Genomic DNA, 23,717 nt, shown 5'->3' on the forward strand with positions numbered 1-23,717 from the left:
GTCGTGACCGTCGCGGCGCGCCGCGGGGGATCGCCGGGATCGGCGATCGGGGGCCGGGCGCCGGGGGGCGGCACCCGGTGGCTCGGGCGGCCGACATCAGTCGGCTTCGGCCAGGATCAGGTAGAGCCGCTTGCGGGTGTCGGTGATCACTTCGAGCGCCTTGGCCCGCTGGGCCTCGGTGCCGTTGGACATCAACTGGCGCAGTGCGTCGCCGATGCCGTGCATGGCCGAGCGCATGTCGTGGACGGCCTCGAAGTCGACGCCCTGGCTGGCCTCGTCCCACGGCTTGGTGTCCTCGGGCAGGGCGGCGGCCTCCTCGCGGCCGGCGTCGGTCAGCGTGAACAGCTTGCGGCCGCTGCCCTCGACGCCCTCGATCACGCCCTCGTCCTCGAGGAGCTGCAGGGTCGGGTAGACCGAGCCGGGGCTGGGCTTCCACACGCCGCCGGTGCGTTCGCCGATCTCCTGGATCATTTCGTAGCCGTGCATCGGCCGTTCGGTGAGCAGGGCCAGGATCGAGGCCCGCACGTCGCCGCGGCGGGCACGACCGCCGCGCCCGCGGCCTCGCCCGCGCCCCTCCGGTCCGCCACGCCCACCGTGACCGTGCCCGCGCCCCCACGGGCCCTGGGGCGGCGGGCCCCACGATCCGAAGGCCGGGCGGTTGTGCTCCTCGTCGCCCCAACGGGAGCGTCCCTTGTTGCGGTGCATGAGTTTTCTCCTTGATTCGACGCGGATGGTCCGATGGTCCTCCGCGATCTTGTGAATGTATCGCGATCGTTCGCGATGGCTCAACGATATATCGGTACTGCTCGTTGTGCAAGCATGGACCGTCGCCCGGTCGCCCGTCTCGTAGAGTCGCCGGCGTGACCGAGCCCTCCTACCTCGCCGCCGTCCGGGAGTCGTACGACACCGTCGCCGCCGACTACGCCGAACGCGTCAAGAGCCCGGCCGAGCTGGATCCGTTGTCCCGCGCGATGCTCGACGCGTTCGCCGAGATCGTGCGCACGGCCGGTCGCGGGCCGGTCGCGGACCTGGGCTGCGGGCCCGGCAAGGTCACGGCGCATCTGGCGGCCCTGGGGGTGCCCGTATTCGGCATCGACCTGTCCCCGAAGATGATCGACCTGGCCCGGCGGGCCCACCCGAGCCTGCACTTCACCGTGGGCTCGATGACCGCGCTCGCGATCCGGGACGACGAACTCGGCGGCATCCTGGCCTACTACTCCACGCACCACACGCCGCCGGAGCTGTTGCCCGTCGTGTTCGCGGAATTCCATCGCACGCTCGCACCCGGCGGCTCCGTGATGGTGGCCGGCCACGTGGGAGACGGTGTGCGTCCGCGACCGACGCGGGCATATGGCGGCCATCCGGTGTCCTACGAGTCCCACCCGCAACCGCCGGATCGCCTCGTCGCGCTCCTGGAACAGGCCGGCCTCGTCGTCACCTCGCGACTGCTGCAGGAACCGGACGAGGGAACGACCAGGACGATCGCCACCCTTGTGGCCCACAAACCCGAACCGTGCTCGCTGCCATAGGGGGATTGGGGCGGGGTGTTCGGGGCAGGACGCCGCGGCGGAGGGGAATCGAGTCCGCTGTGCGCGAGGGGAACTTCGCTCGGGTGTCGGGCGTCCTTCGGGGGCATGGGTTCGTCGTGATCGATCCGCGCGGCGAGCCTTCGCAGATTCTCCACGGAATCCGCACGAGGCGGGCGCACCAGACGCGTTGGGCGAGCCTCGCCTACGGGTAGATTTCGGTTGATCGCTCTTGGTGAGCGGCTGACGTGGGGAGAGGGCTGTGTGGACCTGGTTGGCGGTGGGGTCGGCCGCATACCTCGCGTTCCTCGCGTGCGTGATCGTGGTGCTGCGCGCGGCCAAGGCCCGCGCGCGGGCGGAACGGGCGGTGGACGCCCGGGAGTTGGGGTCACCCTCGCCGTCGCCGCCCGCGGTGGATCGGGCGGGGTCGGATCCGGGTTCGGCCGCGGGGCCGGCTGCGGATGGTCGGCCGGCGGAGGCTTCCGTCGAGGACGAGGCGGCGCGGGCGCACCCGGATCCGGAGCCGGGCGAGTCCGGCGAGCCGGTGCGGGGACGTGTGCCCGGGCCGGCGGCACCGCCGAATCCGCCCACGTCGCGGATGCGGGCCGAGGTCGAGCCGTTTCCCCCGACCCGCTCGGGGTAGGGGCGGCGCATGGCCGACCCGATGCCCGCCGCCGCGCCCGATGACGAGGACCGACGTCCGCTGGGCGAACTGGTGCCCGCACCCGATCGGGTGATGCGCATCGCCGAGATGGTTCGCCGACTCATGGAGGAACTGCGCGACGCGCCGCTGGACGAACCCGGACGTGGCCGGGTCCGGGCGGTCTACGAGCGTTCGTTGCCCGAGCTGCGCCGTTCGCTCGCGCCCGACCTGTACGCCGAACTGGAACGCCTCGCCGCGCCGTTCGCCGGCCCGGACGCCCCGAGCATGGCCGAACTGCGGATCGTGCACGCGCAGTTGGTCGGCTGGCTGGAAGGGTTGTGGGGCGGCATCCGGCTGACCCTGACGATGGGGCCCGGAGGCGCGGAGATCGGCCCGCTGCGGCCGGTTTCGGACGACGGTGACGACGGCTCGTATCTGTGACGGTTGTCTGACTGTGTCAAGCTGATGGTGGGTCAGCCGAGCGCTGACGAGACGTCAGCCGAGCACCGTGGAGTGGCCACCATGACCGAGCAGGCAGCCGCCGAGACCGCGCCGACCCCGGACGGGACGCGCTACGAACTCGACCGGGACACCATGTGTGTGGCCCGCCCGGACGCCCCGGGCGTCCTCGACACCACGCTCTCCGCGGACTGGGCGTTCGGCATGGGCGTCAACGGCGGCTACCTGCTCGCCCTCGCCGCCCGCGCGCTCGGCGCGAGCCTGCCGCAACCGGATCCGTTCACGATCACCGCCCACTACCCGACCGCCTCGCGCCCCGGACCGGCACAGGTGCACACCGAGGTGTTGCGCGCGGGACGCACGCTGGCCACCGGCACCGCGCGGATCGTCCAGGACGGCGAGACCCGGGTGCACGTGACCGGCACCTACGGCGACCTCGACGCGCTGGATCCCGAGGTGCGCACCAGCGCCCGGCCGCCGGAGTTCCCCTCGTTGGCGGAGTGCGCGGCGGGCGGCGCGCTCCCGGCCGCGTTCCGGCGCAACGCCTTCATGCACCGCAGCGAGCAGTTGCTCGATCCCGCGACGGTGCGCTGGGTGGCCGGCGAGCCGTCCGGGCGCGGCGAGATCCGGGCCTGGTGGCGCCTGGCCGACGGGCGCGACCCGGATCCGCTCGCGCTGCTGCTCGCGGTCGACTCGCTCGCGCCGACCGCGTTCGATCTGGGCCTGCGGGGCTGGGTGCCCACGGTGGAGTTGACCGTGCATGTGCGGGCCAGGCCGGTGCCGGGGTGGTTGCGGGTGTCGTTGCGCACGCGCAACCTGGCCGGCGGCTTCCTGGAGGAGGACGGCGAGGTGTGGGACGCGGCGGGGCGACTGGTCGCCCAGTCCCGGCAGTTGGCCCGGGTACCGCGGCAGCGGGAGGCGTAGGCCCTGTTCGGCGCGGCGGCCCGGATGCCCCGCCTGGGTCAGCGCGGCGGGCCGTACGGTCCCGGTGGGCCGTAGGGTCCCTGCGGGCCGGGCGGACCGTACTGGCCGGGCGGGGGGCCGTACGGGCCCGGCTGTTGCGGCGGCGGGGGCGCGGTGCCGTGCGGGCCGCCGGGGCCGGCCCAGTTGTTGTTCTGGAAGCCGTCCCGCCCCATGCCGAAGTAGCGGTTGCCGTCCGTCGCGGTCAGGTTCGCGGGCAGGATCTCGCTGGGCTGTACCACCACGTAGCCCTCGCCCATGAAGGCCATCGTCCAGCCCTCGCCGGTCTGCCGACGGCGCCGCCAGACGCGCTGGGACGTGGTCTGCGCCTGGAGGCTGGTCTGCAGGCCGGCGGTCCACGCGATCACCGCGTCGGCGTCCGCGAACACCTCGCGATCGTGTGAGGCGCGCAGGACGAGCGGTGCGCCGGAGGTGGTGATCACGATCTTGCCGGTGCCGCCGATCTGCATCGAATACGCGCCCATGCCGCCGACGTTGTAGGCGGCGTCGATCTGGATCACGCTCCAGTTGAGCGTGCCGTCCAGGGCCAGCACGTTCTCGTCCTCGACGATCAGCGCCTCGTTGCTCAGGTTCAGGATGTGGATGCTCTGCGCCTGGTTGGCGAGGTAGACCGTGCCGTGTCCGTGGCAGCGCATCAGGTCGAGCATGTCGCCCGTGAGCGCGCCGGTGCGCAGTTCGGCGGCGGACTGGAAGGCGCCCTCGAACTGCACGTTGCCCTGGTAGGCCACCATCGCGCCCTTGCGGGCCAGCACCTCCGTGCCGACCTCCGGGGCCAGCAGGACCCGGAGCATGTGCGCACTCTGCAGGCTGTAGCGCTCTGCGGACTGGCTCACCGTGTGATTGAACAACGGACTGTGCACGAGGTCTCCGACGGATCCGGCAACGGCGTTGGCGTGGTGGATGTGGTGGGCGTGGTGGGTCGACGGCGCGGGCGGGCGGCCGAACCGGTGAACGCCCGGTCACAGCACAGGACCCATGATTCCCCGTCGACGGTTCCGGCGGAAACCAAGGGCTGTCCATGTCGGGTGACGGGGTGTGGAAAAGGGCCTCTGTCACAGCGTTACAGTGCGCCGGTACAGTGCGGTGGCGCGGCGTCGTGTCGTGTCGCGGTGCCGCGTCGGGGCCGCGGCGCAGGGCCTCGCCGTGTTGGTGCCGCCTCTTCGTTCCACGACCTCTCGGGGGTTCCCATGACCACGCCATCGCCCGGTGCGGCGGCCGCGCATCGACCCGTTCCGGAGCTGGGGCGGATCGGCCTGTGGAGCGCCGCGCTCGACCACATGCCGGTGTCGCGACTGCGCGAGACGGTGGCCGAACTCGACGAACTCGGCTACGGCACGCTGTGGTGGGGCGAGGCGGTGGGCCGCGAGGCGTTCACGCAGGCGCTGCTCGTGCTCGGCGCCGCGCCCCGGATCGCCGCCGCGACGGGGATCGCGAACGTCTGGGCGCGGGACGCGATGGCGGCCAACGCGGCGGCGCGGACCGTCGACGACGCGTTCCCGGGGCGGTTCCTGACCGGGCTCGGGATCAGCCACGACGGCCTGGTCGAGGGACTGCGGCCGGGCGGACGCCGGTACGAGAAGCCGCTGGCACACCTGCGCGAGTACCTGGACGCGATGGACTCCGCCCTGTACCTGGCCGCCGGCGCCGACACCCCGCGTCCGGCGCGGGTGCTGGCCGCGCTCGGACCGCGCATGCTCGACCTCGCGCGCGAGCGGGCGGAGGGCGCGCACACGTATCTGGTCACCCCCGAGCACACCGCCGAGGCGCGCGCGGCACTGGGCCCGGACCGCCTGCTCGCGGTGGAGCAGGCGGTGGTGCTCTCCGACGATCGGGAAACCGTGCTGCGCCGCGCCCGCACCCACCTGGGCATGTACCTGACCCTGCCGAACTACCGCCGAAACCTGCTGCGCCTGGGCCTGACCGAGGCCGACTTCGAGGCCGGCGGCAGCGCGCGGCTGATCGATCGCCTGATCCTGTCCGGCTCGGAATCCGCCGTGGAGGAAGGTGTCCGCGCCCACATCGCGGCAGGCGCCGACCACGTGTGCCTACAGGTACTCGGCGACACCCTGGGGGAGGCCCCGACCGCGGACTGGCGGCGGTTGGCGGCGGCGCTGATCTGAAGGCGGGAGGGTGGGCCGGGCCGGGCCGGGACCGCGGTTCGCGGGCGGTGCCCGGCCCACCCGCCGGTCACGCGGTGAGCGCGCGAATCGCGTCGTCCACCTCGGCCTCGGTGTTGTACACGTGGAACGCCAGCCGGGTACGGCCCGCGCGGGCGGAGGACCGGATGCCGGCGGCGGTCAGCCGGGCCTGGGCGTCGGACCGCTCGATGGCGACGATCGCGCTGTCCCCGGCGGGCAGGCCCAGGCCGGTCAGGAACCGGTTGGCCAGGGCGACGTCGTGGGCCCGGATGTGCTCGACGCCGATCCGCTCGACCACCTCCAGCGCGGGCGCGGCGCCCACCTGGCAGAACCAGGCCGGCGAGGTGTCGAAGCGGCGGGCGCCGGCGGCCAGGCGCAGCGGCGGGCCGTAGTAGGGATCCCCGTCGGGCGAGCCCGCGTACCAGTTGGCGGCGTGCGCGAGGGTGCGCTCGGTCAGGTCCGGGTCCACGTAGCCGTACGCCGCGCCGCGCGGGGTCATCAGCCACTTGTACGCGCTGACCACGAACAGGTCGTAGCGGGTCACGTCCACAGGCAGCCAGCCGCACGCCTGTGTGCCGTCCACGTAGACGCGCGCGCCGTACGCGCGGGCCGCCGCGACGATGTCCGCCTCGGGGGCGATCGCTCCGTCGGCGGACTGGACCAGGCTGAACGCGACCGCCGTGGTGCGCTCGTCGATCGACTCGACCAGCTTGGACACCGGCACGGTGACCACCTCGACGCCCCGCGCCTCCTGGACCAGCCACGGGAAGAGGTTGGAGGTGAACTCCACCTCGGGCACCACCAGTCGCCCGCCGACGGGCAGGCCGGCGGCGAACGGGGCGAGCAGGGCCGAGGTGGTGCCGCTCGCCATGATCGTTTCGGTCGGCGCGCCCACGAGGCGGCCGAAGGTCGCTCGGGCCCGCTCGCCCGCCGCGTGGAACTCGTCCATGTCGGTGCGGCCCAGGCGCCACGACTCCTGGGCCAGGGTCATCGCCTCGTATGCGACGTCCGGCGGTAGACCGTGACTCGCGGTGTTGAGCCAACCGGGCTCCGCACTCCACCGTGCGTGCCCGCGGATCGGATTCTGGTCCGGGTTCGAGTCCATGTGTTCGAGGCTAGGCGGCGAGCGGATCGCCGGGACAGGGCCAATGAGAGCCGAGTGGCCTGATTTTCGCGCGGCCCGCGCGATCCGACGGCGTGCGGGCGGGCCACCCGGCGAGGTGGCCCGCCGTGTGGCCTGTCGGGGTGCGGGCCGGGTGGGCCGCCGGGGTGCCGGCCCGCGGGGTCCGCCGAGGCGCCCGCCCGAGCGACCCGCGCGGGGCGTGCCGGGTGGGTCGGGTGGAGCGCCTACGTCGCCGCGCCCTCCGCCGCCGGGTTGCCGTCCGTCCGGGCGGCGAGCCAGTCGGGCCACGGGACCGGGGGATTGGGCAGGGGGGTGATGTCGCGTTCGGCGCACAGGCGTTCGAAGCCCTCGCGGTCGGCGGGGACCGCCCTCGGGTCGCCGCACATGATCTCGTACAGCGTCGCGCCCTCCGGACCGGCGATCAACGGGCCGAACGCGGCGCCCTGTTCGAGGGTGATGTGGGTGCCCGTGGGGCAGGGGCGGTCGCCGATCAGGACCTCGCCCGCCAGGACGAAGACGTAGTGCTCGGACATGTGGCCGTGGCGTTCGACCACGACGCCGGCGTCGTAGCGGGCGTAGATGACCAGGCGCTCGGGGGACCACTCCAGGAATTTCTCCCAGACCGACGTGCGCCGTCCGCCGTGCGACTGGGCCTTGACCTCGTGCCACGGGGTCTCGGAGATGTGGGTGATGCGCAGTTCCGGTTCTCGATCCGTCACGGGGTTGCCTTCCCAGAAGGTGACGATGCGTCAGATCGATCTTGGCATACGACGCGGCGCCGAGCTTTGCCCGCTATTTGGCTGATTTCGGCGCCTTGAGCGGCAAATACTTACGGGGAATTTACCCCTGGGCCTCTTTTCCCGGTGCCCTCATGTCGGATCGGCGCATACAGTCGGTTGATACACCCAACCAAAAATCCCCGCCGCGGGCCGCCGTGTGATCCAGTCGGTGCTCCGTACATGTAAGGAATCCAGCCTTGAAGAGCGCGCAGCAGGCGCCGGCCGCCACTGTCCCGCCCACCGCCCCCGAAACCCCGACCGCCTCCGATGCCCCCGGCGCCGACCGAGGGGGGATGAACCGGACCGGATTCGTCCTGCTCGTCCTGATCATGGGCGCGCTCACCTACTCGCTGCTCCAGTCGATGCTGGCGCCGGCCCTTCCGCAGATCCAGACCGAGATCGGCGCGAGCGCGGACGCGACCTCGTGGCTGATGACCGGCTACCTGCTGTGCGCGTCGGTGACCACGCCCATCCTCGGGCGGCTCGGCGACATGTACGGCAAGAAGCGCCTGTTCGTGTTCACCATCGGGATGCTCGCGGTCGGCTCACTGGTCTGCGCGCTCGCCGACTCCGTCGGGCTGATGATCATCGGTCGGGTGATCCAGGGCTTCGGCGGCGCGGTCTTCCCGCTGTCCTTCGGCATCGTGCGCGACGAGTTCCCGCCGGAGCGCCGGGCCGGTGCGATCGGGCTGATGTCGGCGATCATGGGCATCGGCGGCGGCATAGGCATCGTGGTGACCGGGCCGATCATGGACCACCTGTCCTACCACTGGCTGTTCTGGATCCCGATGGTCACCTGCCTGGTCACCGCGGTCGCGTCGTGGTTCCTGATTCCCGAATCGCCGATCCGGGTCAAGGCGAGAATCCACTGGCTCGGCGGCGCGCTGATGTCGCTCGGACTGGTCGGCGTGATGCTCGCGCTGAGCAAGGGCGAGTCGTGGGGCTGGGGTTCGGTGAACACGATCGGGCTGTTCGTGGCCGGGTTCGTCTTCCTCGGGCTGTGGGTGTTCGCCGAGTCGCGCGCCGCGGAACCGCTCGTGGACATGCGGGTGATGCGGCTGCGCGGGGTGTGGGCGACCAACCTCGGCGGACTGCTCGTCGGCTTCTCGATGATGGCGGGGATGCTCCTCGTACCGCGCTTTCTGCAGATGCCGGAGAGCACCGGATACGGCTTCGGCACGACCGTGACCGTGTCCGGGCTGTACGTGCTGCCGCAGGCGTTCGCGATGTTGCTGATCGGGCCGATGGCGGGCGTGATCGACAAGCGCTTCGGGTCCAGGCTCGCGATGGTGGCCGGGTGTGTGCTGATGGCCGCCGGGTTCGTCTTCCTGGCGACGCTGCACACCAGCGGATGGCACATCCTGGTGGCCATGTTCGTGTTCGGCATCGGCATCGGGCTCGCCATGTCGGCGATGGCCAACCTGATCGTCGGCGCCGTGCCGGTCGAGCAGACCGGCATCGCCACCGGCATCAACACCATCGCCCGCACCGTCGGCATGTCCTGCGCCAGCGCGATCTCCACCACGCTGCTCACCGCCAACCCCGGTCCCGGCGGGCTGCCCGCCGAACGCGGCTTCGTGCTGACCTTCGTCTGCGCGGCCGGCGCCGCGATCGTCGCACTAGGCGTCACCTTCGTGGTGCCCAGCCGGGCCAAGCCGGGCGCTCGTCCCGTCGCCTGACCGACGCGCCCTCGCCCCGAACCTCGGGGGTGGTGCTGACACCACCCCCGATTCGCGTGGTCGCCCCCTCGTGCCCGACCCCTCGCGATCCGTAGCTTCGAACCGTTGGTTTCGACAGCGGTACCGGGCGGCGGTACAGGACACGGGAGGCAGCATGTTCGGGCGAGGCGGTCGTGGGACTCGGCAGGCGAAGCGGGATGCCGAGTACCCCCCGCGGCACGGGTCGCCCGTGTCGACAGGGTCGCCCTTGCCGGTGGGCTCGCCCGGGCCGGCGGACAGCGCGGTGCGGCTGGAGGCGGTGGCCAAGGCGTACGGGCGCGGCAGTTCGGCCGTGCACGCACTGCGCGGCATCGATCTGGTCATCCCCCGGAGCACCTTCACCGCGGTGATGGGCCCCTCCGGTTCCGGGAAGAGCACGTTCCTGCACTGCGCCGCCGGCCTGGACCGGCCGGACACCGGACGGGTCCTGCTCGGCACCGACGACCTGACCGCGATGAAGGAGAACCAGCTCACCCGGCTGCGCCGGACCCGGCTCGGCTTCGTGTTCCAGGCGTTCAACCTGCTGCCGTCGCTGACCGTGGAGAAGAACGTACTGCTCCCGCTGCGCCTCGCGGGGCAGCGGCCCGAGCGCGGCCGGGCCGCCGAGGTGTTGGCGATGGTCGGACTGGACCGGCACACCCGGCGGCGGCCCGCGCAGCTGTCCGGCGGCCAGCAGCAGCGGGTGGCGATCGCCCGCGCGCTGGTCACCCGGCCCGACGTGCTGTTCGCCGACGAGCCGACCGGCGCGCTCGACACCACGACCGCCGCCGAGGTGCTGGCGCTGCTGCGCCGGGCCGTCGACGACACCGGCGCCACCGTCGTGATGGTCACCCACGACCCGGTCGCCGCCTCCTACGCGGACCGGGTCGTCTTCCTGGCCGAGGGCAACCTCGCCGGGGAGCTGTACCGGCCCACCCCCGAGGCGATCGCGGCTCGGATGGTGGACCTGTCCCAGGGCAACACGCGGCAGCGACAGGCGGCCTGATCATGTCGCTGCTACGACCCAACGGTCTCGCGCGCACCTCCGTGCGCTTTCGGCCCGCGTCCTTCGCGGGCTCCTTCGTGGCACTGGTGTTCGCCGCGATGCTGGTCACCATGTGCGGCGTGCTCCTGGAGAGCGGGGTCCGCGCGCAGTCCACGCCCGAGCGGTACGCCGACACGCCGGTCCTGGTCACCGGGCCCGCCAAGGTGAGCAAACAACTGGGCAAGGGCGAGGGCAAGTACACCGAGTCCGCGCCGCTGCCCGAGCGCACCCGGATCGACGCCGGGCTCGCCGGTCGGATCGCCGCCGTGCCGGGGGTGCGTGGGGTGATTCCCGACGTGACCTTCCCCGCGCAGACGGGGCGCGCCGTGGTGGACGGGCACGGCTGGTCCTCGGCGACGCTCGCGGGTACCCGCGAGGGCACCGCGCCGGGGGCCGGGGAGGTCGTGCTGACGAGCGCGGCGGCCGGTGCGTCCGGTGGCGTCGCCAAGGTCGGCGACACCGTGTCGCTGACCACGCCCGGCGGTGAGGTCGCGCTGCGGGTGAGCGCGGTGGTGCCGGGCCGGGGCGCGCACCTGTACGTGTCCGACGTCGACGCGCAGCGACTGGCCGGGTATCCCGGCGCGGTCACCGCGATCGGCGTACTGACGGTCCCCGGCGCGCAACCGGGCGCGGTGGCCCGCGACGTCCGCGTGGCGGTGGCCGGCACCGACGTCAAGGTGTCCACGGGGGACGGCCGCGGCGCGGCCGAGTACATCGCCTTCGGCGACACCCAGGAGATGCTGACCTCGGTCGGCGGCACCCTCGGCGGCATCGTGCTCCTGGTGGCGGTCTTCGTGGTCGCCGGGGCCACCGCGTTGTCCGTGGGTCAGCGCCGGCGCGACATCGCGCTGCTGCGCGCGGTCGGGGCCACGCCGTGGCAGATCCGGCGGATGATCGCCACCGAGACCGGCCTGGTGGCGCTCGCGGCGGGCGTGGTCGGGGTGCTGCCCGGCACGCTCCTCGCCCGCTGGTGGTTCGGCGCGATGGACAGCCGGGGCCTGATCGCGCACGGCGTCACCGTGTCGGTGAGCTGGATCCCGATGGTGGTGGCGATCGGGGCGGGCGCGCTGACCGCGCTGGGCGCGGGACTGCTCGCGGCCCGACGCAGCGCGAAGATCAAGCCGACCGAGGCGCTGGGCGACGCGGCCTCCGAGCGGGTGTTCGTCGGCTGGTTCCGGCTGCTGCTCGGACTCGGCACGCTCGGCGGCGCGATCGCGGTGACCCGGATCGCGCTGCGCGCGACCGGTGAGGACGCGGTCGCCGCGTCCGGTGGCGTGATCATGCTGTTCATGATCGCGATCGGGCTGCTCGGGCCGATTCTGGCGCACGTACTGGTCTCGCTGATCGGCTGGTTCGGGAGCCGGTTCGGCGCGATGGGGCAACTCGCGTTCGACAACGCCCGGGCCAACTCGCGGCGTCTGGCGTCGGCGATCACCCCGATCGCCCTGGCCGTCGCCTTCGCGGCCACGCTGAGCTTCATGTTCGCGGCCGAGGACCACCACGCGAGCGCACAGTCCCGGGACGCGGTCACCGCCGATCGGGTCCTGGCCGGGCCGGGCTTCGTGCCGCGGACCACCCAGCGGGTGGCCGCCGCGCCCGGCGTCGCGTCGGTGACGTCGGTGCTGAACACCTCCGTGGTGGTCGTGCGCGACGGCGGCCTGCAGAAGGAGAGCGCCCAGGCCGTCGGCGGCACCACGCGGGACCTGGCGACCACCCTGGACCTCGGGGTGCGCGAGGGCAGCACCGACGCGCTGCGGGCCGGTGCGCCGCAACCCGAGGGCGGGGCCATCGCGTTGGACCGGCAGTTGGCGTCGGCGCTGCACGGCAAGGTGGGCAAGCCGGTGTCGTTGTGGCTGGGCGACGGTACGCCGATCACGCCGGTTCTGGTGGCGATCTACGACCGGGGCCTGGGCACCGCGGCGGCGACCCTGCCGCGCGCCGCGGTGGAGCGGCACGTGGAGACACCGTGGGACGCGCGGCTCCTGGTGCGGTTCGCCCCCGGCGCCGACGTACGGGCCGCGGACGCCGCGCTGACCGGGCTGACCCGGGAATACCCCGGGACGTCGGTCGACGACCGGGCGGGTTACGCGGCCCGGGTGGACAAGGACCGCGAGGCGAACAAGTGGCTGAACTACATCATGCTGGTCATCCTCGCGGGGTTCGCGACGATCGCGGCGATCAACACGATGGTGGTCACCACGGCGGCCCGTAGCCGGGAACTGGGCCTGATGCGGATGATCGGCAGCACCCACGGCCAGGTCCGCGCGGTGGTCCGGCGTGAGGCGATCCTGGTCGGGGTGATCGGCCTGGGCCTGGGCCTGTCGGTGGCGATGGCCAGCCTGGTGCCGTTCAACAAGGGCGCGTTCGACACCACGACCCCCTACATCCCGCTCCCCCTGTGCCTGGCCATCAGCGCGGCAGCCCTACTCCTGGCCCCCCTGACCGTAGCCCCGGTAACCCGCAGACTCCTGCGAGCCACCCCCATCGACGCGGTAGGCGCAAAGGAATAACCACCAAGACCCGGGAGGGCGAGGCGGCGGCCCCGAGCCCCCGCCCCACCCTCCCGGTCGCACCCCACCCCATCGAACACCCCACCCACCCGCACACTTACGCCCCACGCCCACCGACTCACCGGGTCGCGCAACCACCCACCGGCCGCCCGTCCGCTCGCCCGCCCGCCTGTTCGGCTGGTGGGGGTTCAGGGGGTGGTGTGGCCCGGGGTCACCAGGGCGGTTTCGTAGGCGAAGACTACGAGTTGGGCTCTGTCGCGGACGGACAGTTTGGTCATTGCGCGGCTTACGTGGGTTTTGGCGGTGAGGGGGCTGAGGACCAGGTGTTCGGCGATCTCGTCGTTGGACAGGCCGCGGCCGACCAGGGCGACGATCTCCCGCTCGCGTTCGGTCAGCAGGGCGAGTTCGGCCACCGGCGCGGCGGTCGGACGCAGCGCGCCGGCCGCGTATTCCTCGATCAGTCGGCGGGTCACGTTCGGCGACAGCAGCGCGTCGCCCGCCGCGACCACCCGGACCCCGCGCAGCAGTTCGGCCGGTTCGGTGTCCTTGACCAGGAAGCCGCTCGCGCCGTTGCGCAGCGCCTCGAAGACGTACTCGTCGAGGTCGAACGTGGTCAGGATGACCACCCGCACAGCGGTGAGCGCCGGATCCGCCGCGATCAGCCGGGCCGCCTCCAAGCCGTCCATGCCCGGCATGCGGATGTCCATCAGCACCACGTCGGGGCGCAGTTCGCGGGTGAGCCGCAGCGCCTCGCCGCCCTCACCCGCCTCGCCGACGACCTCCATGTCGGGCTGTGCCGACAGCAGGGCCCGAAAACCCGCGCGCACCAGCGCCTGGTCGTCGGCCAGCACCAACCTGATCATGCGTCCCCCTCGTTGGGCTGCGCCGGACCGCCGGCGATCGCCGCCGACTCGACCGGCGGATCCGCGTCGCCATCATGCCCCTCGGCGCGCTCACCGTAGGGGAGGTGTGCCTGCACGTGAAAGCCGCGCCCCGGCACCGGCCCGGCCACGCAGCGCCCGCCGAGCGCGGCGGCCCGCTGGCGCATGCCGTGCAGACCGTTGCCGCCGGAGGTCAGCGCGTCGTCGTCGGCCGGCCGCGGCGCCCCGTCGGTGCCTCGGCCGTTGTCCCGGATGGTCAGATCCAGACCGGACTTCCCATAGCCGACCCGCACCACCGCCTCGCTCGCCGAGGCGTGCCGCAACGTGTTGGTCAGCGCCTCCTGGACGATCCGGTACGCGGCGAGATCCACCGCCGCGATCAACGGCCGGGCGGTGCCGGTGCGCTCGACCCGCACGGTCAGGCCGCCCGCCGAGGTGCGCGCGACCAGCTCGTCGAGCAGGTCCAGCCCCGCGGTGGGCGCGCGCGGGGCGCCGTCGGGGCCCGAACGGTCCACCGCGTCGCCCTTGAGGATCTCCAGCACCGAGCGCAGTTCGCCCAGCGCCTCGCGGCTGGCGTACTTGACCGCGGTCAGCGCCTCGCGCGCCTGCTCCGGGGACGAGTCCATCAACTCCAGGCCCACCGACGCCTGCACGTTCATCAGCGAGATGTGATGGGCCAGCACGTCGTGCAACTCACGGGCGATCCGCAGCCGTTCGTCACCCGCCCGGCGGCGCTCGGCCTCGGCCAACCCGAGTGACTGCACCCGGGCCCGCTGCTCCTCGGCGGCCAGGTAGGCGCGGCGCAGTCGCACCACCTCGCCGATGCCCGCGAGCACCAGCATCCACGCGGCGATACCCAGCGCGACGCCCGCGGCGGGTATCGACTCGGCGGTCACCAGCGGGGAGATCCAGACGAAGCTCGTGTAGCCCACCGCGAGCACCACATACGCCAACACACGCAGCCCGGCGGCGAAGGCGCTCCACAGCGCGATGATCATCGCGAGGAACAGCGGGCCGCGCGGATAGTCGAGCATCGTGTAGAGCAGCCCCGCGCCGACCGCCACCAGGAGTACCGCGGCCGGATACCGCCGGCGCACGATCAGCGCCAGCGGACCGAGCGCGACCAACAGCACGCCCCACACGTCCAGGCCCCGGGGGGCGTCCGACTGGTGTCGGGCCGCGAACACCATCGCGACCACCTGGATCGCACAGACCAGCAGCGCGAGCACGACGTCGCGCACCGCGCGGGGGATCGGGCGCAGGGCGTGTGCGAGCCAGCGCGCTCCGGGGCCGGAGGCGCGCAGCCACGGCGGCCCGGGGCGGGAGCCCGGGTGCCGGGGCGAGAGGTTCGAGGGGCTCGTCATGTGATCAACGGTAGGGGGAGCCGGGGACGCCGCGCGTCGGCTGGGCGTGGGCTTGTCGGATGCTCCCGAGGGAGCAGATCAAGCCCTGTGGACTGCTTCCCAGGGAGCAGGAAAGCACCGGTCGACCCGCCCTTCGACCTGCCGGCGCAGCAGGCCCGGTGCATCCCCCGGCCGGACGCCGGCCGGCCCGCGAAACGGAAGAGTCGAACCCGTCGACGAGGCCGCGAATCCCACCGGATCCCGCCCCCCGCCGGCACTTCCCGGGCCTACCCGCCCGACTGCGCGTCCCCAACCGTCAGCATGCCAGGAGGCACACCGTGAACGCGTCCCCGACCACCGGGACCAGGCGCTACTCGAAGTCCGTCCGTCGAGGCGTCAACTCCGCGCACGTCGTCTTCGCCGTCGGGCTCCTGGGCATCGAGTGGGTGATGCTGGCGATCGCGGTCGTGGGCCGTACGACCGACGACCGCGCCCTCCAACACAGCGCCTATCGGCTCATGCGCGTCTTCGTCTTCACCGGCGGCATACCGTTCGCCGTGCTCGCGCTGGTCACCGGCGTGCTGTTGTGCCTGAAGACGCCATGGGGCCTGTGGCGCCACCTGTGGATCAAGGTCAAGATCGTGCTGCTCATCGCGGTGATCGTGGCCGGAGCGGGCGTGATCAGCCAGTTCGCGCACCGGATGATCGCGCACAGCGCCCCCGACGGAAACGCGGACGCGCTGCCGCCGCTGCAGACCTGGCACATCGTCCTGGTGGTCTTCCAGGTGGTCGCGCTGATCGTCGCCACCGCGCTGTCCGTCTTCAAGCCGTCCGGCGATCGATCCCGCGGCCGGTCCGCGCCGCGTCGACGCCCCGGCGGCGTCGAGGACGCGACCGCCGCCGCGGATCGATCCGGCCCGACCTCCGCCTCCCTTCCCACACGCCGGCGCGTGGGCGCCGGCTGATTCGCGCCGCGCGCCACCCGTTCCTTCCCGTCCACCCGCAACTCCTCCCGAGGATCGTCATGACCACGAACATCGACCCCACCGTCCCCGACGCGGCCCGCGCCGTGCGCGTGTCCCGCGTACACGGCGAGGGGGACACCACCGTGCGCGCCCTGGACGACGTCACCATCGGCTTCCCCCGCGGCAGATTCACCGCCGTGATGGGTCCCTCGGGATCCGGGAAGTCCACGCTGCTGCACTGCCTGGCCGGCCTCGACGCCGTCACCGACGGCGCGGTCTACCTGGGCGACACCGAACTCGGCTCGTTGAGCGACCGACAGCTCACCCGGCTGCGCCGGGACCGGATCGGCTTCGTCTTCCAGGCGTTCAACCTGCTGCCGACCATGACCGCCCTGGAGAACATCGTGCTTCCCGCGTCGCTCGCCGGGCGCAGGTCCGACCCGGCCTGGCTGGATCGGGTGGTGGCCGCGGTCGGATTGGAGCAGCGGTTGCAGCACCGCCCCGGCGAGTTGTCGGGTGGCCAGCAGCAGCGCGTCGCGGTGGCCCGGGCGCTCGTCGGCCGGCCGGAGATCGTGATGGCGGACGAGCCGACCGGCAACCTCGACTCGCGGGCCGGCGCCGAGGTGCTGGCGCTGCTGCGCAACGCCGTGGACGAACTCGGACAGACCGTGCTGATGGTCACCCACGATCCGGTCGCGGCGGGCTATGCGGACGGCGTGGTGTTCCTGGCCGACGGTCGCATAGCGGACCACATGGAGGCGCCGACGCCGGACCGGGTGCTGGACCGGATGAAGGCGTTCGATCGAGTCGCCGCCGGTGCCGGCAGCCGAGGGGAGTGACGTCCGATGCTGATCCGTCTCTCGCTCGCCAACCTGTGGGCCCGCAAACGCCGGCTCGTGGGACTGTCCCTCGCGGTGCTGCTCGGCACCGCGTTCCTCTCCGGCGCGCTCGTGCTCGCCGACACCATGAGCTCGTCCATCGGCGGGCTGATCCGCGACAGCGGCGCCGGCACCGACGTGGTGGTGCGCAACGCGACCGCGGTCACCGACCGGCCCGGCAGCCAGCGCGGCGGCATCGACGCGGCGCTGGTGGACCGGGTCCGGGCGGTGCCGGGCGTTGCCGCCGCCGAGCCGGTCATCCAGGGCTACGGCCAGGTGGTCGGCAAGGACGGCAAGGCGCTCACCGGCAACGGCCCCCGGACGGCAGGCAATTGGGTGCCGGATCCGGCGCTGACGCCCTACCGGCTGGCCACCGGTCGCGCCCCCGCCAAGCCCGACGAGGTGGTGATCGACCGGGCCACCGCCAAGCAGGGACACCTCGCTCCCGGTGACCGGGTCACCGTGCTGACCCCGGGGCCGGTCCCGGTCACGATCGTCGGCGTCGCCACGTTCGGCGACGAGGACGCCTTCGGCGGCGGCTCGTACACCGCCTTCGACCTCGAGGGCGCGCGTCAGCACGTGCAGCGCGATCCGGGCAAGGTCGGCACGATCGCCGTGCGGGCCGTGGCCGGCACCGACCAGAAGGAGTTGGCCGCGCGGATCCAGCGGGCGCTGCCCGCCGATACCCAGGCACTGCCCGGCAAGGCGGCCACGAGGGAGGCGGTCGACGCCGTCGAGGACGGCTTTCTGAAGGTCTTCCGCACCTTCCTGACCGTGTTCGCGGCGATCGCACTGGTGGTCGCGGCCTTCTCGATCAACCACACCTTCTCCGTGGTGGCTGCGCAGCGTACCCGCGAGGTCGCGCTGATGCGGGCGTTGGGCGCGAGTCGCGGGCAGGTGTTGCGGCAGGCGCTGCTCGAGGCGTTGCTGATCGGTGTGGTGGCCTCCGCCGCCGGGTTGGCCGCCGGGCTCGGACTGGCCGCCGGGCTGAAGGAGTTGTTCGCCGCGATCGGCTTCACGCTGCCCGCTCGGGGGCTGGTGTTCAAGGCGGCCACGGCGCTGACGGTATTGCCGGTGGGCATCCTGGTGACGGCGTTCGCGGCGCTGGTGCCGGCCGTGCGCGGGTCGCGGGTGGCGCCGGTGACGGCGCTGCGCGGTGCGGGAGCCGAGCAGGCGCGGTTGCCGCGGCGTCGGCTCGTCGCGGGACTGGCGCTGCTCGCGGCCGGGCTGGGGATGGGCATTGTCGGCGGTGGCATGGTGGGCCTGGCCGTCGCGGCGCCGGCGGTGCTCGCGGGGGTCCTGCTGGTCGCCCCGGCTGGCATCCGGGCCGCGGGTGGACCGCTGACCGCTCTGCTGCCGCGACTGCGCGGTGCGCCCGGTGCGTTGGCGCGGGGCAATCTGCTGCGCAGTCCGCGTCGGACCGCCGGTGCGGCGACGGCGATGTTGCTCGGGATCGCGATCGTGACGGTGTTCGCGGTGTTCGCGGCCTCGCTCAAGGAGGGCTCCGGGGCGGAGACCCGCAAGGTGGTGGCCGGGCAACTGGTGATCGGCGGCTCCTCGCCCGCCGGCTGGGCCGGTGGCGGACACAGCCCCGAACTCACCCGCCGGACGGCGCAGATACCGGGCGTCGAGGTGGTGAGCGGGCTGCGCAACGCGACCTCGCTCGTGGACGGGCACAGCCGGCAGATGCTCGCCGTCGACTCGGCCCGGCTGGACCGGCTGTTCAACCTCGACGTGACCGGCGGGCGGGTGACGGCACTGGGCCCGACCGGGATGGCCGTGTCGAAGAGCGCCGCGAAGGATCGTGGCTGGGTGCTCGGTTCGACGACCGAGGTCACCTTCCCCGACGGCGCCCGGCAGCGCTTCACGGTGACGGGCCTGTACGACCGCACGGCGATCGTCGGCGACTATCTGATCGATCGCACCGCGTGGGAGTCGCACGCGGACGCGGCCCTGGACGCGGCGACGGTGCTGCGGCTGGTGCCGGGCGTGGCCACGGGGACGGTCAAGGCCGAGGTGCAGCGGATCGCCAAGGACTACGGCGCGCCCCCGGTGCGGGATCGGGAGGGGTTCGTGGCGGCCCGGGCGGAGATGTTGCAGACGCTGGTCGCGGTGGTCTACGTGCTCCTGGCGCTGGCGCTGCTGATCGCGCTGGGCGGGATCGCCAACACGCTGTCCCTGGCGGCCCACGAACGCACCCGTGAACTGGGCCTGTTGCGGGCGATCGGGGCGGCCCGGGCCCAGGTGCGGTCGGCGCTGCGCTGGGAGTCGACGCTCGTGGCGGTGATCGGAGCCGCGGCCGGGCTCGTGATCGGGCTGTTCCTGGGCTGGGTGGCGATTCGCGCGATCGGCGGCGCGAACACGGGGGCGGCGCTGCCGTTCGCGGTGCCCTCGGTGCAGTTGGCGGTGCTGGTCGTGGTGGGCGCGGTCGGTGGGTTGGTGGCCGGAGCGCGCCCTGCCGCGCGCGCCGCGCGGCTGCCGGTGCTTCGGTCGATCGCGGCCGAGTAGAGCATGGCCTCAACCGCCGGCCGGGCTGACACGCCTCGGCCGGCGGTTGGGGTTTTGCTTGGCTTTGGCCTCAAGCGCCGGCCGGGCTGGTATGTGTTGGCCGGCGGTTGGGTTTTGTTTGGCTTTGGCCTCAAGCGCCGGCCGGGCTGGTATGTGTTGGCCGGCGGTTGGGTTTTGTTTGGCTTTGGCCTCAAGCGCCGGCCGGGCTGGTTTGCCTTGGCTGGTGGGTGGGTTCTGGTTGGCTTTGGGTTGAGTGCCGGCTGGGTTGGGGTGTTCCGGCCGGTGGTTGGGTTTGTTTTGTGCGCCGGCCGGGGCGATTTGCCTTGGCCGGTGGGTGGGTTTTGGTTGGCTTTGGTTTCCATGGCCGGGTGGGCTGGGGTGACTCGGCCGGTGGTTGGGTTTTGGCTTGGCTTTGGGCGCTGGGTGGGGTGGGGGTGGGTCAGGCTGCGCGTTTGGGGGTGGTGGTGAAGGCTGCCCATAGGGAGGCGTAGGGGCCGGACCTGGTGAGGAGTTCGGTGTGGGTGCCGAGTTCGACCAGGCGGCCGCGGTCGATCACCGCGATGCGGTCGGCTCGGGCGGCGGTGGTGAGGCGGTGGGCCACGACCAGGGTGGTGCGGCGGCCGGTGAGGGCTTCCGTGGCTCGGGTGACCGCGGCCTCCGTGGCCAGGTCGAGGGCGGCGGTGGCCTCGTCGAGCAGGAGGATGTCCGGGTCGACCAGGTAGGCCCGGGCGAGCGCGATCAACTGGCGCTGCCCGGCCGACAGGTTGCGGCCGCGTTCGCCGACGTCGTGGAGGTAGCCCCCGGGCAGGTCGGCGATCGCCGCGTGTGCGCCGACCGCGCGGGCCGCCGCCTCGACCTCGGCGTCGCCGGCGTCCGGGCGGCCGTACGCGATGGCGTCCCGGACGCTGCCCGGGGCCAGATACGCCTCCTGCGGAACGATGCCGAGCCGGTGCCGGTAGGCCGCGAGGTCGTAGTCGCGGACGTCCACCCCGTCCACCGTCACCGCGCCCGACGTCACGTCGTAGAACCGGGCCACCAGCTTGACCAGCGTCGACTTTCCCGCCCCCGTCTGCCCGACCAGCGCGAGCGTCTCGCCCGGCTCGATCCTCAGCGTCACCCCCGACAACACCTCGGGCGACCCCACGGCCGCCCCCGACCCCGCCTCCGCGAACGCGGGCGCGTTGTACGCGAAGTGCACGTTCTCGAAGGCGATCGCGCCCTTGAGCCCGCCGACCGGCACCGGTACCGCCGTGGCCGGCGGCGGCGTCGTGGTGGGCGTACGCAGCAGATCGCGAATCCGACGCAGCCCCACCGCCGCCTGCTGATACCCGTCGAACACCTGCGAGAGCTGCTGGATCGGCGAGAAGAACATGTCGATGTAGAGCAGGTACGCGATCAACGCACCGGCCGACAACGTCCCGCCGCCCACCCGGTGCGCCCCGACGATCAGCGCGAGCGCCGCCGCGAGGCTGGACAGGAACTGCCCGAACGGGAAGTACAGCGCGATGTAGCGCTGCGCCCGAAGCCGGGACGCGCGGTAGTCGTCGCTGCGCTCGGCGAACCGCTCCGAGTTGCGCCCCTCGCGCCTAAACGCCTGCGACACACGCAACCCCGCGACGTTCTCCTGGAGATCGGCGTTGACCACGCTGACCTTCTCGCGCGCCTCCGTGTACGCCTTCGACGACCGCGACCGGAACACCACCGTCGCCGCGATCAACACCGGCAACACGCTCATCACGATCAGCCCGAGCTCCCAGTCGAGCACGAGCAGCGCGACCATGATCCCGAAGAAGGTGAGCACACTGACCACCGCGCTGATCAGCCCGGTCTGCAAGAACGTGGACAGCGCGTCCACGTCGGTGGTCATCCGGGTCATGATCCGCCCGGACAACTCGCGTTCGTAGTAGTCCAGACCGAGCCGTTGCAGATGCGCGAACGTCTTCACCCGCAGCGTGTACAGCAGTCGCTCGCCGGTGCGCCCCGCGACCATCGCCTGCCCGACGTTGACGAACCAGTCCGCCATCACGATCACGACGGCGATCAGCGACACCGTCATGATCGCGTCGGTGGCCCCGTCGTCGATGCCCCGGTCGATCCCGTCCCGGATCAGCGCGGGCAATGCGAGCTGGGCCCCGGTGTCCAGGATCACCAGGACGAACCCCAGCAGCAGCGCCCAGCGGAACGGCCGCAGCAGCGACCGCAGATCGAACGCCGTGTCCGAGCGCCGCGCCGCCACGTCGTCCACGTCGGGCGTATCCGTCGCCGGGGGCAACTTCTCTACCTGCGCCAGCAGTTCGGGCGTGGCCTGGAGCATCGCCGCCCAACTCCCCGGACCACCACCGGTCTGGGTGCCGGCCATCGCGCTCGCACTTCGCGCCGGGCGATCGGACGCCGTCGCGCGATCCCACAACCCGGGCGTCACCCCGTTCGCGCCGCCCGAGGCCGCCCCCGCCTCGGCGAACGCCGACGGAAGGTGCGCGTCCACCCCCTCGGCGTCGTCGCCCGGACCGGACAGCAGCAGGCCATACAGCGGACACCGCGCGGTCAATTCGTCGTGTGTGCCCACGTCCACCAGCCGGCCCCGATCCAACACCGCGATCCGGTCGGCCAGTTCCAGCGTCGAGCGGCGGTGCGCGACCAGGATCGTGGTCCGCCCCGCCATCACCCGGTGCAGCGTGGCGTGGATCTCCGCCTCGACCTTGGGGTCCACCGCCGAGGTGGCGTCGTCGAGCAGCAGGATGCGCGGGTCGGTGAGCAACGCCCGGGCCAGCGCCACCCGTTGCCGCTGCCCGCCGGACAGGGTCAGGCCCTGCTCGCCGACCACCGTGTCGTAGCCTTCGGGCAGTTCGCGGATGAACTCGTCCGCCTCGGCGGCCCGCGCCGCCGCGAGCACCTGCTCGTCGGTCGCGTCCGGGCGGCCGTAGGCGATGTTGGCGCGCACCGAGTCGGAGAACAAAAAGCTGTCCTCCATCACCAGCCCGATCGCCGCGCGCAGCGAGTCGAAGGTCAGGTCCCGCACGTCGCGCCCGTCCACCCGGATCGCGCCGGACTGCACGTCGTAGAACCGGGGGAGCAGCATCGACACGGTGGACTTGCCCGATCCGGACGTGCCCACAAGCGCCAGGGTCTCACCCGGCTCCACCCGCAGCGACAGCCCGTCCAGCACCGGCCGCGAGGCGACGTAGCCGAACCGCACATCCGCCAACTCGACCGAGGCGGCGACCGTCGGCAACACCTCGGCGTCCGGCTTCTCGGTCACGATCGGCTGCGAGTCGATCACCTCGAAGATGCGCTCCACGCTGGCCCGCGCCTGCTGGCCGAAGGTCAGCAGACCGGACAACATCCGCACCGGGCCGACCAACTGGCCCAGGTAGGCGGAGAAGGCGAGGAACGTACCGAGGGTGATCTCGCCGCGCACCGCCAACCACCCGCCGAGCGCGAGCACGCCGACCTGACCGAGCGCGGGGATCGCGGACAACGTCGGGGTGTACCGGCTGTTCAACCGCACCGAGCGCAACCGGGACGCGAACAGCGTGCGCCCGGCCGTCTCGAGCCGGGCCAACTCCTGCTCCTCCTGCCCGAAACCCTTGACCACCCGCACCCCGGTGACCGCGCTCTCCACCACCCCGGCCAGCGCGGCGGCGTCCTGCTGGGCCTGCCACGTCGCCGGGAACAGGCGCCTCCTGGACAGGTAGGCCACCGCGAACAACCCCGGACCCACCGCGAGCGAGACCACCGTGAGCAGCGGGGACAGCCAGAACATCACGCCGAGCGAGATGACGAACAGCAGTACGTTGCCGGTCATCATCGGGACCATCGCCATGAAGCCCTGGACCATGGTCACGTCGGAGATGCCCCGACTGACGATCTGCCCGGTCTGCAACTCGTCCTGCCGGGCGCCGTCCAGGCGGGAGAGCGCGCCGAAGATCCGGGTGCGCAGGTCGTACTGCACGTCGAGGGACAACTTGCCGCCGACATAGCGCCGGGCGTAGGCGCACCCGAAGGTCACCAGGGCCGCGCCCACGAGCAGGATCGACAACGGCAGCAGGCTGCCCAACTCGCCGGCGACCGCGTCGTCGACCACCCGGCGCTGCACGAGCGGTACGAGCGCGGTCACGGCCATCCCCACCAGGGAGGCGCCGAAAGCGATCAGCACGCTGCTCCGATACCGCCACGAGGCCGCCATGAGTCGGCGGAGCCAGCCGTGTTCGGGGCGGCCTGGCGCGGGTCCGGTTGTCATA

General features: G+C 72.6%; 18 protein-coding genes. 11 read left to right on the plus strand and 7 right to left on the minus strand.

Annotated features, from left to right (window positions below; all coding sequences use genetic code 11):
* Window positions 1-96: 96 nt before the first annotated feature.
* Window positions 97-705 carry a PadR family transcriptional regulator gene (locus ACFRCG_RS41435; protein WP_380041339.1) on the minus strand — a complete coding sequence of 203 codons (609 nt, stop codon included), beginning with the start codon at window positions 703-705 and terminating at the stop codon, window positions 97-99.
* A gap of 155 nt (window positions 706-860) precedes the next feature.
* Here ACFRCG_RS41435 and ACFRCG_RS41440 point away from each other — a divergent pair, with 155 nt between their 5' ends.
* The 4 genes from ACFRCG_RS41440 to ACFRCG_RS41455 all read left to right on the plus strand — a co-directional run bounded on the left by ACFRCG_RS41440 (window position 861) and on the right by ACFRCG_RS41455 (window position 3,552).
* Window positions 861-1,529, plus strand: a complete 669-nt coding sequence (locus ACFRCG_RS41440; RefSeq protein WP_380041341.1) for a class I SAM-dependent methyltransferase — start codon at window positions 861-863, stop codon at window positions 1,527-1,529.
* Between the two features lie 259 nt (window positions 1,530-1,788).
* Window positions 1,789-2,169 (plus strand): hypothetical protein, encoded by a 381-nt coding sequence (locus ACFRCG_RS41445; RefSeq protein ID WP_380041343.1) that lies wholly within the window; start codon window positions 1,789-1,791, stop codon window positions 2,167-2,169.
* 9 nt (window positions 2,170-2,178) lie between these two features.
* Window positions 2,179-2,610 carry a proteasome activator gene (locus ACFRCG_RS41450; protein WP_380041345.1) on the plus strand — a complete coding sequence of 144 codons (432 nt, stop codon included), beginning with the start codon at window positions 2,179-2,181 and terminating at the stop codon, window positions 2,608-2,610.
* Window positions 2,611-2,691: 81 nt separating this feature from the next.
* Window positions 2,692-3,552 carry a thioesterase family protein gene (locus ACFRCG_RS41455; RefSeq protein WP_380041347.1) on the plus strand — a complete coding sequence of 287 codons (861 nt, stop codon included), beginning with the start codon at window positions 2,692-2,694 and terminating at the stop codon, window positions 3,550-3,552.
* Between the two features lie 38 nt (window positions 3,553-3,590).
* Here the strand turns inward: ACFRCG_RS41455 and ACFRCG_RS41460 are convergent, their stop codons facing one another.
* Window positions 3,591-4,442 (minus strand): AIM24 family protein, encoded by an 852-nt coding sequence (locus ACFRCG_RS41460; RefSeq protein ID WP_380041349.1) that lies wholly within the window; start codon window positions 4,440-4,442, stop codon window positions 3,591-3,593.
* A gap of 354 nt (window positions 4,443-4,796) precedes the next feature.
* On the opposite strand from ACFRCG_RS41460, the gene ACFRCG_RS41465 reads away from it, so the two are divergent.
* Window positions 4,797-5,729, plus strand: a complete 933-nt coding sequence (locus ACFRCG_RS41465) for a TIGR03620 family F420-dependent LLM class oxidoreductase (RefSeq protein WP_380041351.1) — start codon at window positions 4,797-4,799, stop codon at window positions 5,727-5,729.
* Between the two features lie 67 nt (window positions 5,730-5,796).
* Here the strand turns inward: ACFRCG_RS41465 and ACFRCG_RS41470 are convergent, their stop codons facing one another.
* Complete coding sequence (locus ACFRCG_RS41470) at window positions 5,797-6,852, minus strand: aminotransferase class V-fold PLP-dependent enzyme (protein WP_380041353.1); 1,056 nt, start codon at window positions 6,850-6,852, stop codon at window positions 5,797-5,799.
* Between the two features lie 242 nt (window positions 6,853-7,094).
* Window positions 7,095-7,589 carry a hypothetical protein gene (locus ACFRCG_RS41475; RefSeq protein WP_380041355.1) on the minus strand — a complete coding sequence of 165 codons (495 nt, stop codon included), beginning with the start codon at window positions 7,587-7,589 and terminating at the stop codon, window positions 7,095-7,097.
* Between the two features lie 257 nt (window positions 7,590-7,846).
* Here ACFRCG_RS41475 and ACFRCG_RS41480 point away from each other — a divergent pair, with 257 nt between their 5' ends.
* The 3 genes from ACFRCG_RS41480 (at window position 7,847) to ACFRCG_RS41490 (ending at window position 12,901) form a co-directional block, all read left to right on the plus strand.
* Window positions 7,847-9,328, plus strand: a complete 1,482-nt coding sequence (locus tag ACFRCG_RS41480) for an MFS transporter (protein ID WP_380041357.1) — start codon at window positions 7,847-7,849, stop codon at window positions 9,326-9,328.
* Between the two features lie 154 nt (window positions 9,329-9,482).
* Window positions 9,483-10,352, plus strand: a complete 870-nt coding sequence (locus tag ACFRCG_RS41485; protein ID WP_380041359.1) for an ABC transporter ATP-binding protein — start codon at window positions 9,483-9,485, stop codon at window positions 10,350-10,352.
* Between the two features lie 2 nt (window positions 10,353-10,354).
* Window positions 10,355-12,901, plus strand: a complete 2,547-nt coding sequence (locus tag ACFRCG_RS41490; RefSeq protein ID WP_380041361.1) for an FtsX-like permease family protein — start codon at window positions 10,355-10,357, stop codon at window positions 12,899-12,901.
* A gap of 188 nt (window positions 12,902-13,089) precedes the next feature.
* Here the strand turns inward: ACFRCG_RS41490 and ACFRCG_RS41495 are convergent, their stop codons facing one another.
* Both ACFRCG_RS41495 and ACFRCG_RS41500 read right to left on the minus strand, forming a co-directional pair.
* Window positions 13,090-13,764, minus strand: coding sequence for a response regulator (locus tag ACFRCG_RS41495; protein WP_380041363.1), 675 nt, complete (start codon window positions 13,762-13,764; stop codon window positions 13,090-13,092).
* Window positions 13,761-15,146, minus strand: coding sequence for a sensor histidine kinase (locus ACFRCG_RS41500; RefSeq protein WP_380041365.1), 1,386 nt, complete (start codon window positions 15,144-15,146; stop codon window positions 13,761-13,763). Before ACFRCG_RS41500 ends, ACFRCG_RS41495 begins: the two co-directional genes overlap by 4 nt.
* Window positions 15,147-15,463: 317 nt before the next feature.
* Between ACFRCG_RS41500 and ACFRCG_RS41505 the strand changes: the two genes are divergently transcribed.
* The 3 genes from ACFRCG_RS41505 to ACFRCG_RS41515 are packed head-to-tail and all read left to right on the plus strand — an operon-like array spanning window position 15,464 to window position 19,476.
* A complete protein-coding gene (locus ACFRCG_RS41505; protein ID WP_380041367.1) occupies window positions 15,464-16,090 on the plus strand; it encodes a hypothetical protein in 627 nt (208 codons plus the stop codon).
* Between the two features lie 59 nt (window positions 16,091-16,149).
* Window positions 16,150-16,929 (plus strand): ABC transporter ATP-binding protein, encoded by a 780-nt coding sequence (locus ACFRCG_RS41510; RefSeq protein ID WP_380041369.1) that lies wholly within the window; start codon window positions 16,150-16,152, stop codon window positions 16,927-16,929.
* Window positions 16,930-16,935: 6 nt separating this feature from the next.
* Entirely contained in the window at window positions 16,936-19,476 is a 2,541-nt protein-coding gene (locus ACFRCG_RS41515) for an FtsX-like permease family protein (protein ID WP_380041371.1), read from the plus strand.
* 439 nt (window positions 19,477-19,915) lie between these two features.
* Here ACFRCG_RS41515 and ACFRCG_RS41520 read toward each other — a convergent pair whose 3' ends face one another.
* On the minus strand, window positions 19,916-23,716 hold the full coding sequence (locus tag ACFRCG_RS41520; RefSeq protein WP_380041373.1) for an ABC transporter ATP-binding protein: 3,801 nt from the start codon (window positions 23,714-23,716) through the stop codon (window positions 19,916-19,918).
* Window position 23,717: the final 1 nt, after the last annotated feature.

Origin of the sequence: Embleya sp. NPDC056575, from assembly GCF_042793325.1 — a bacterium.
In the GTDB taxonomy this organism is placed as follows: Bacteria; Actinomycetota; Actinomycetes; order Streptomycetales; family Streptomycetaceae; genus Embleya.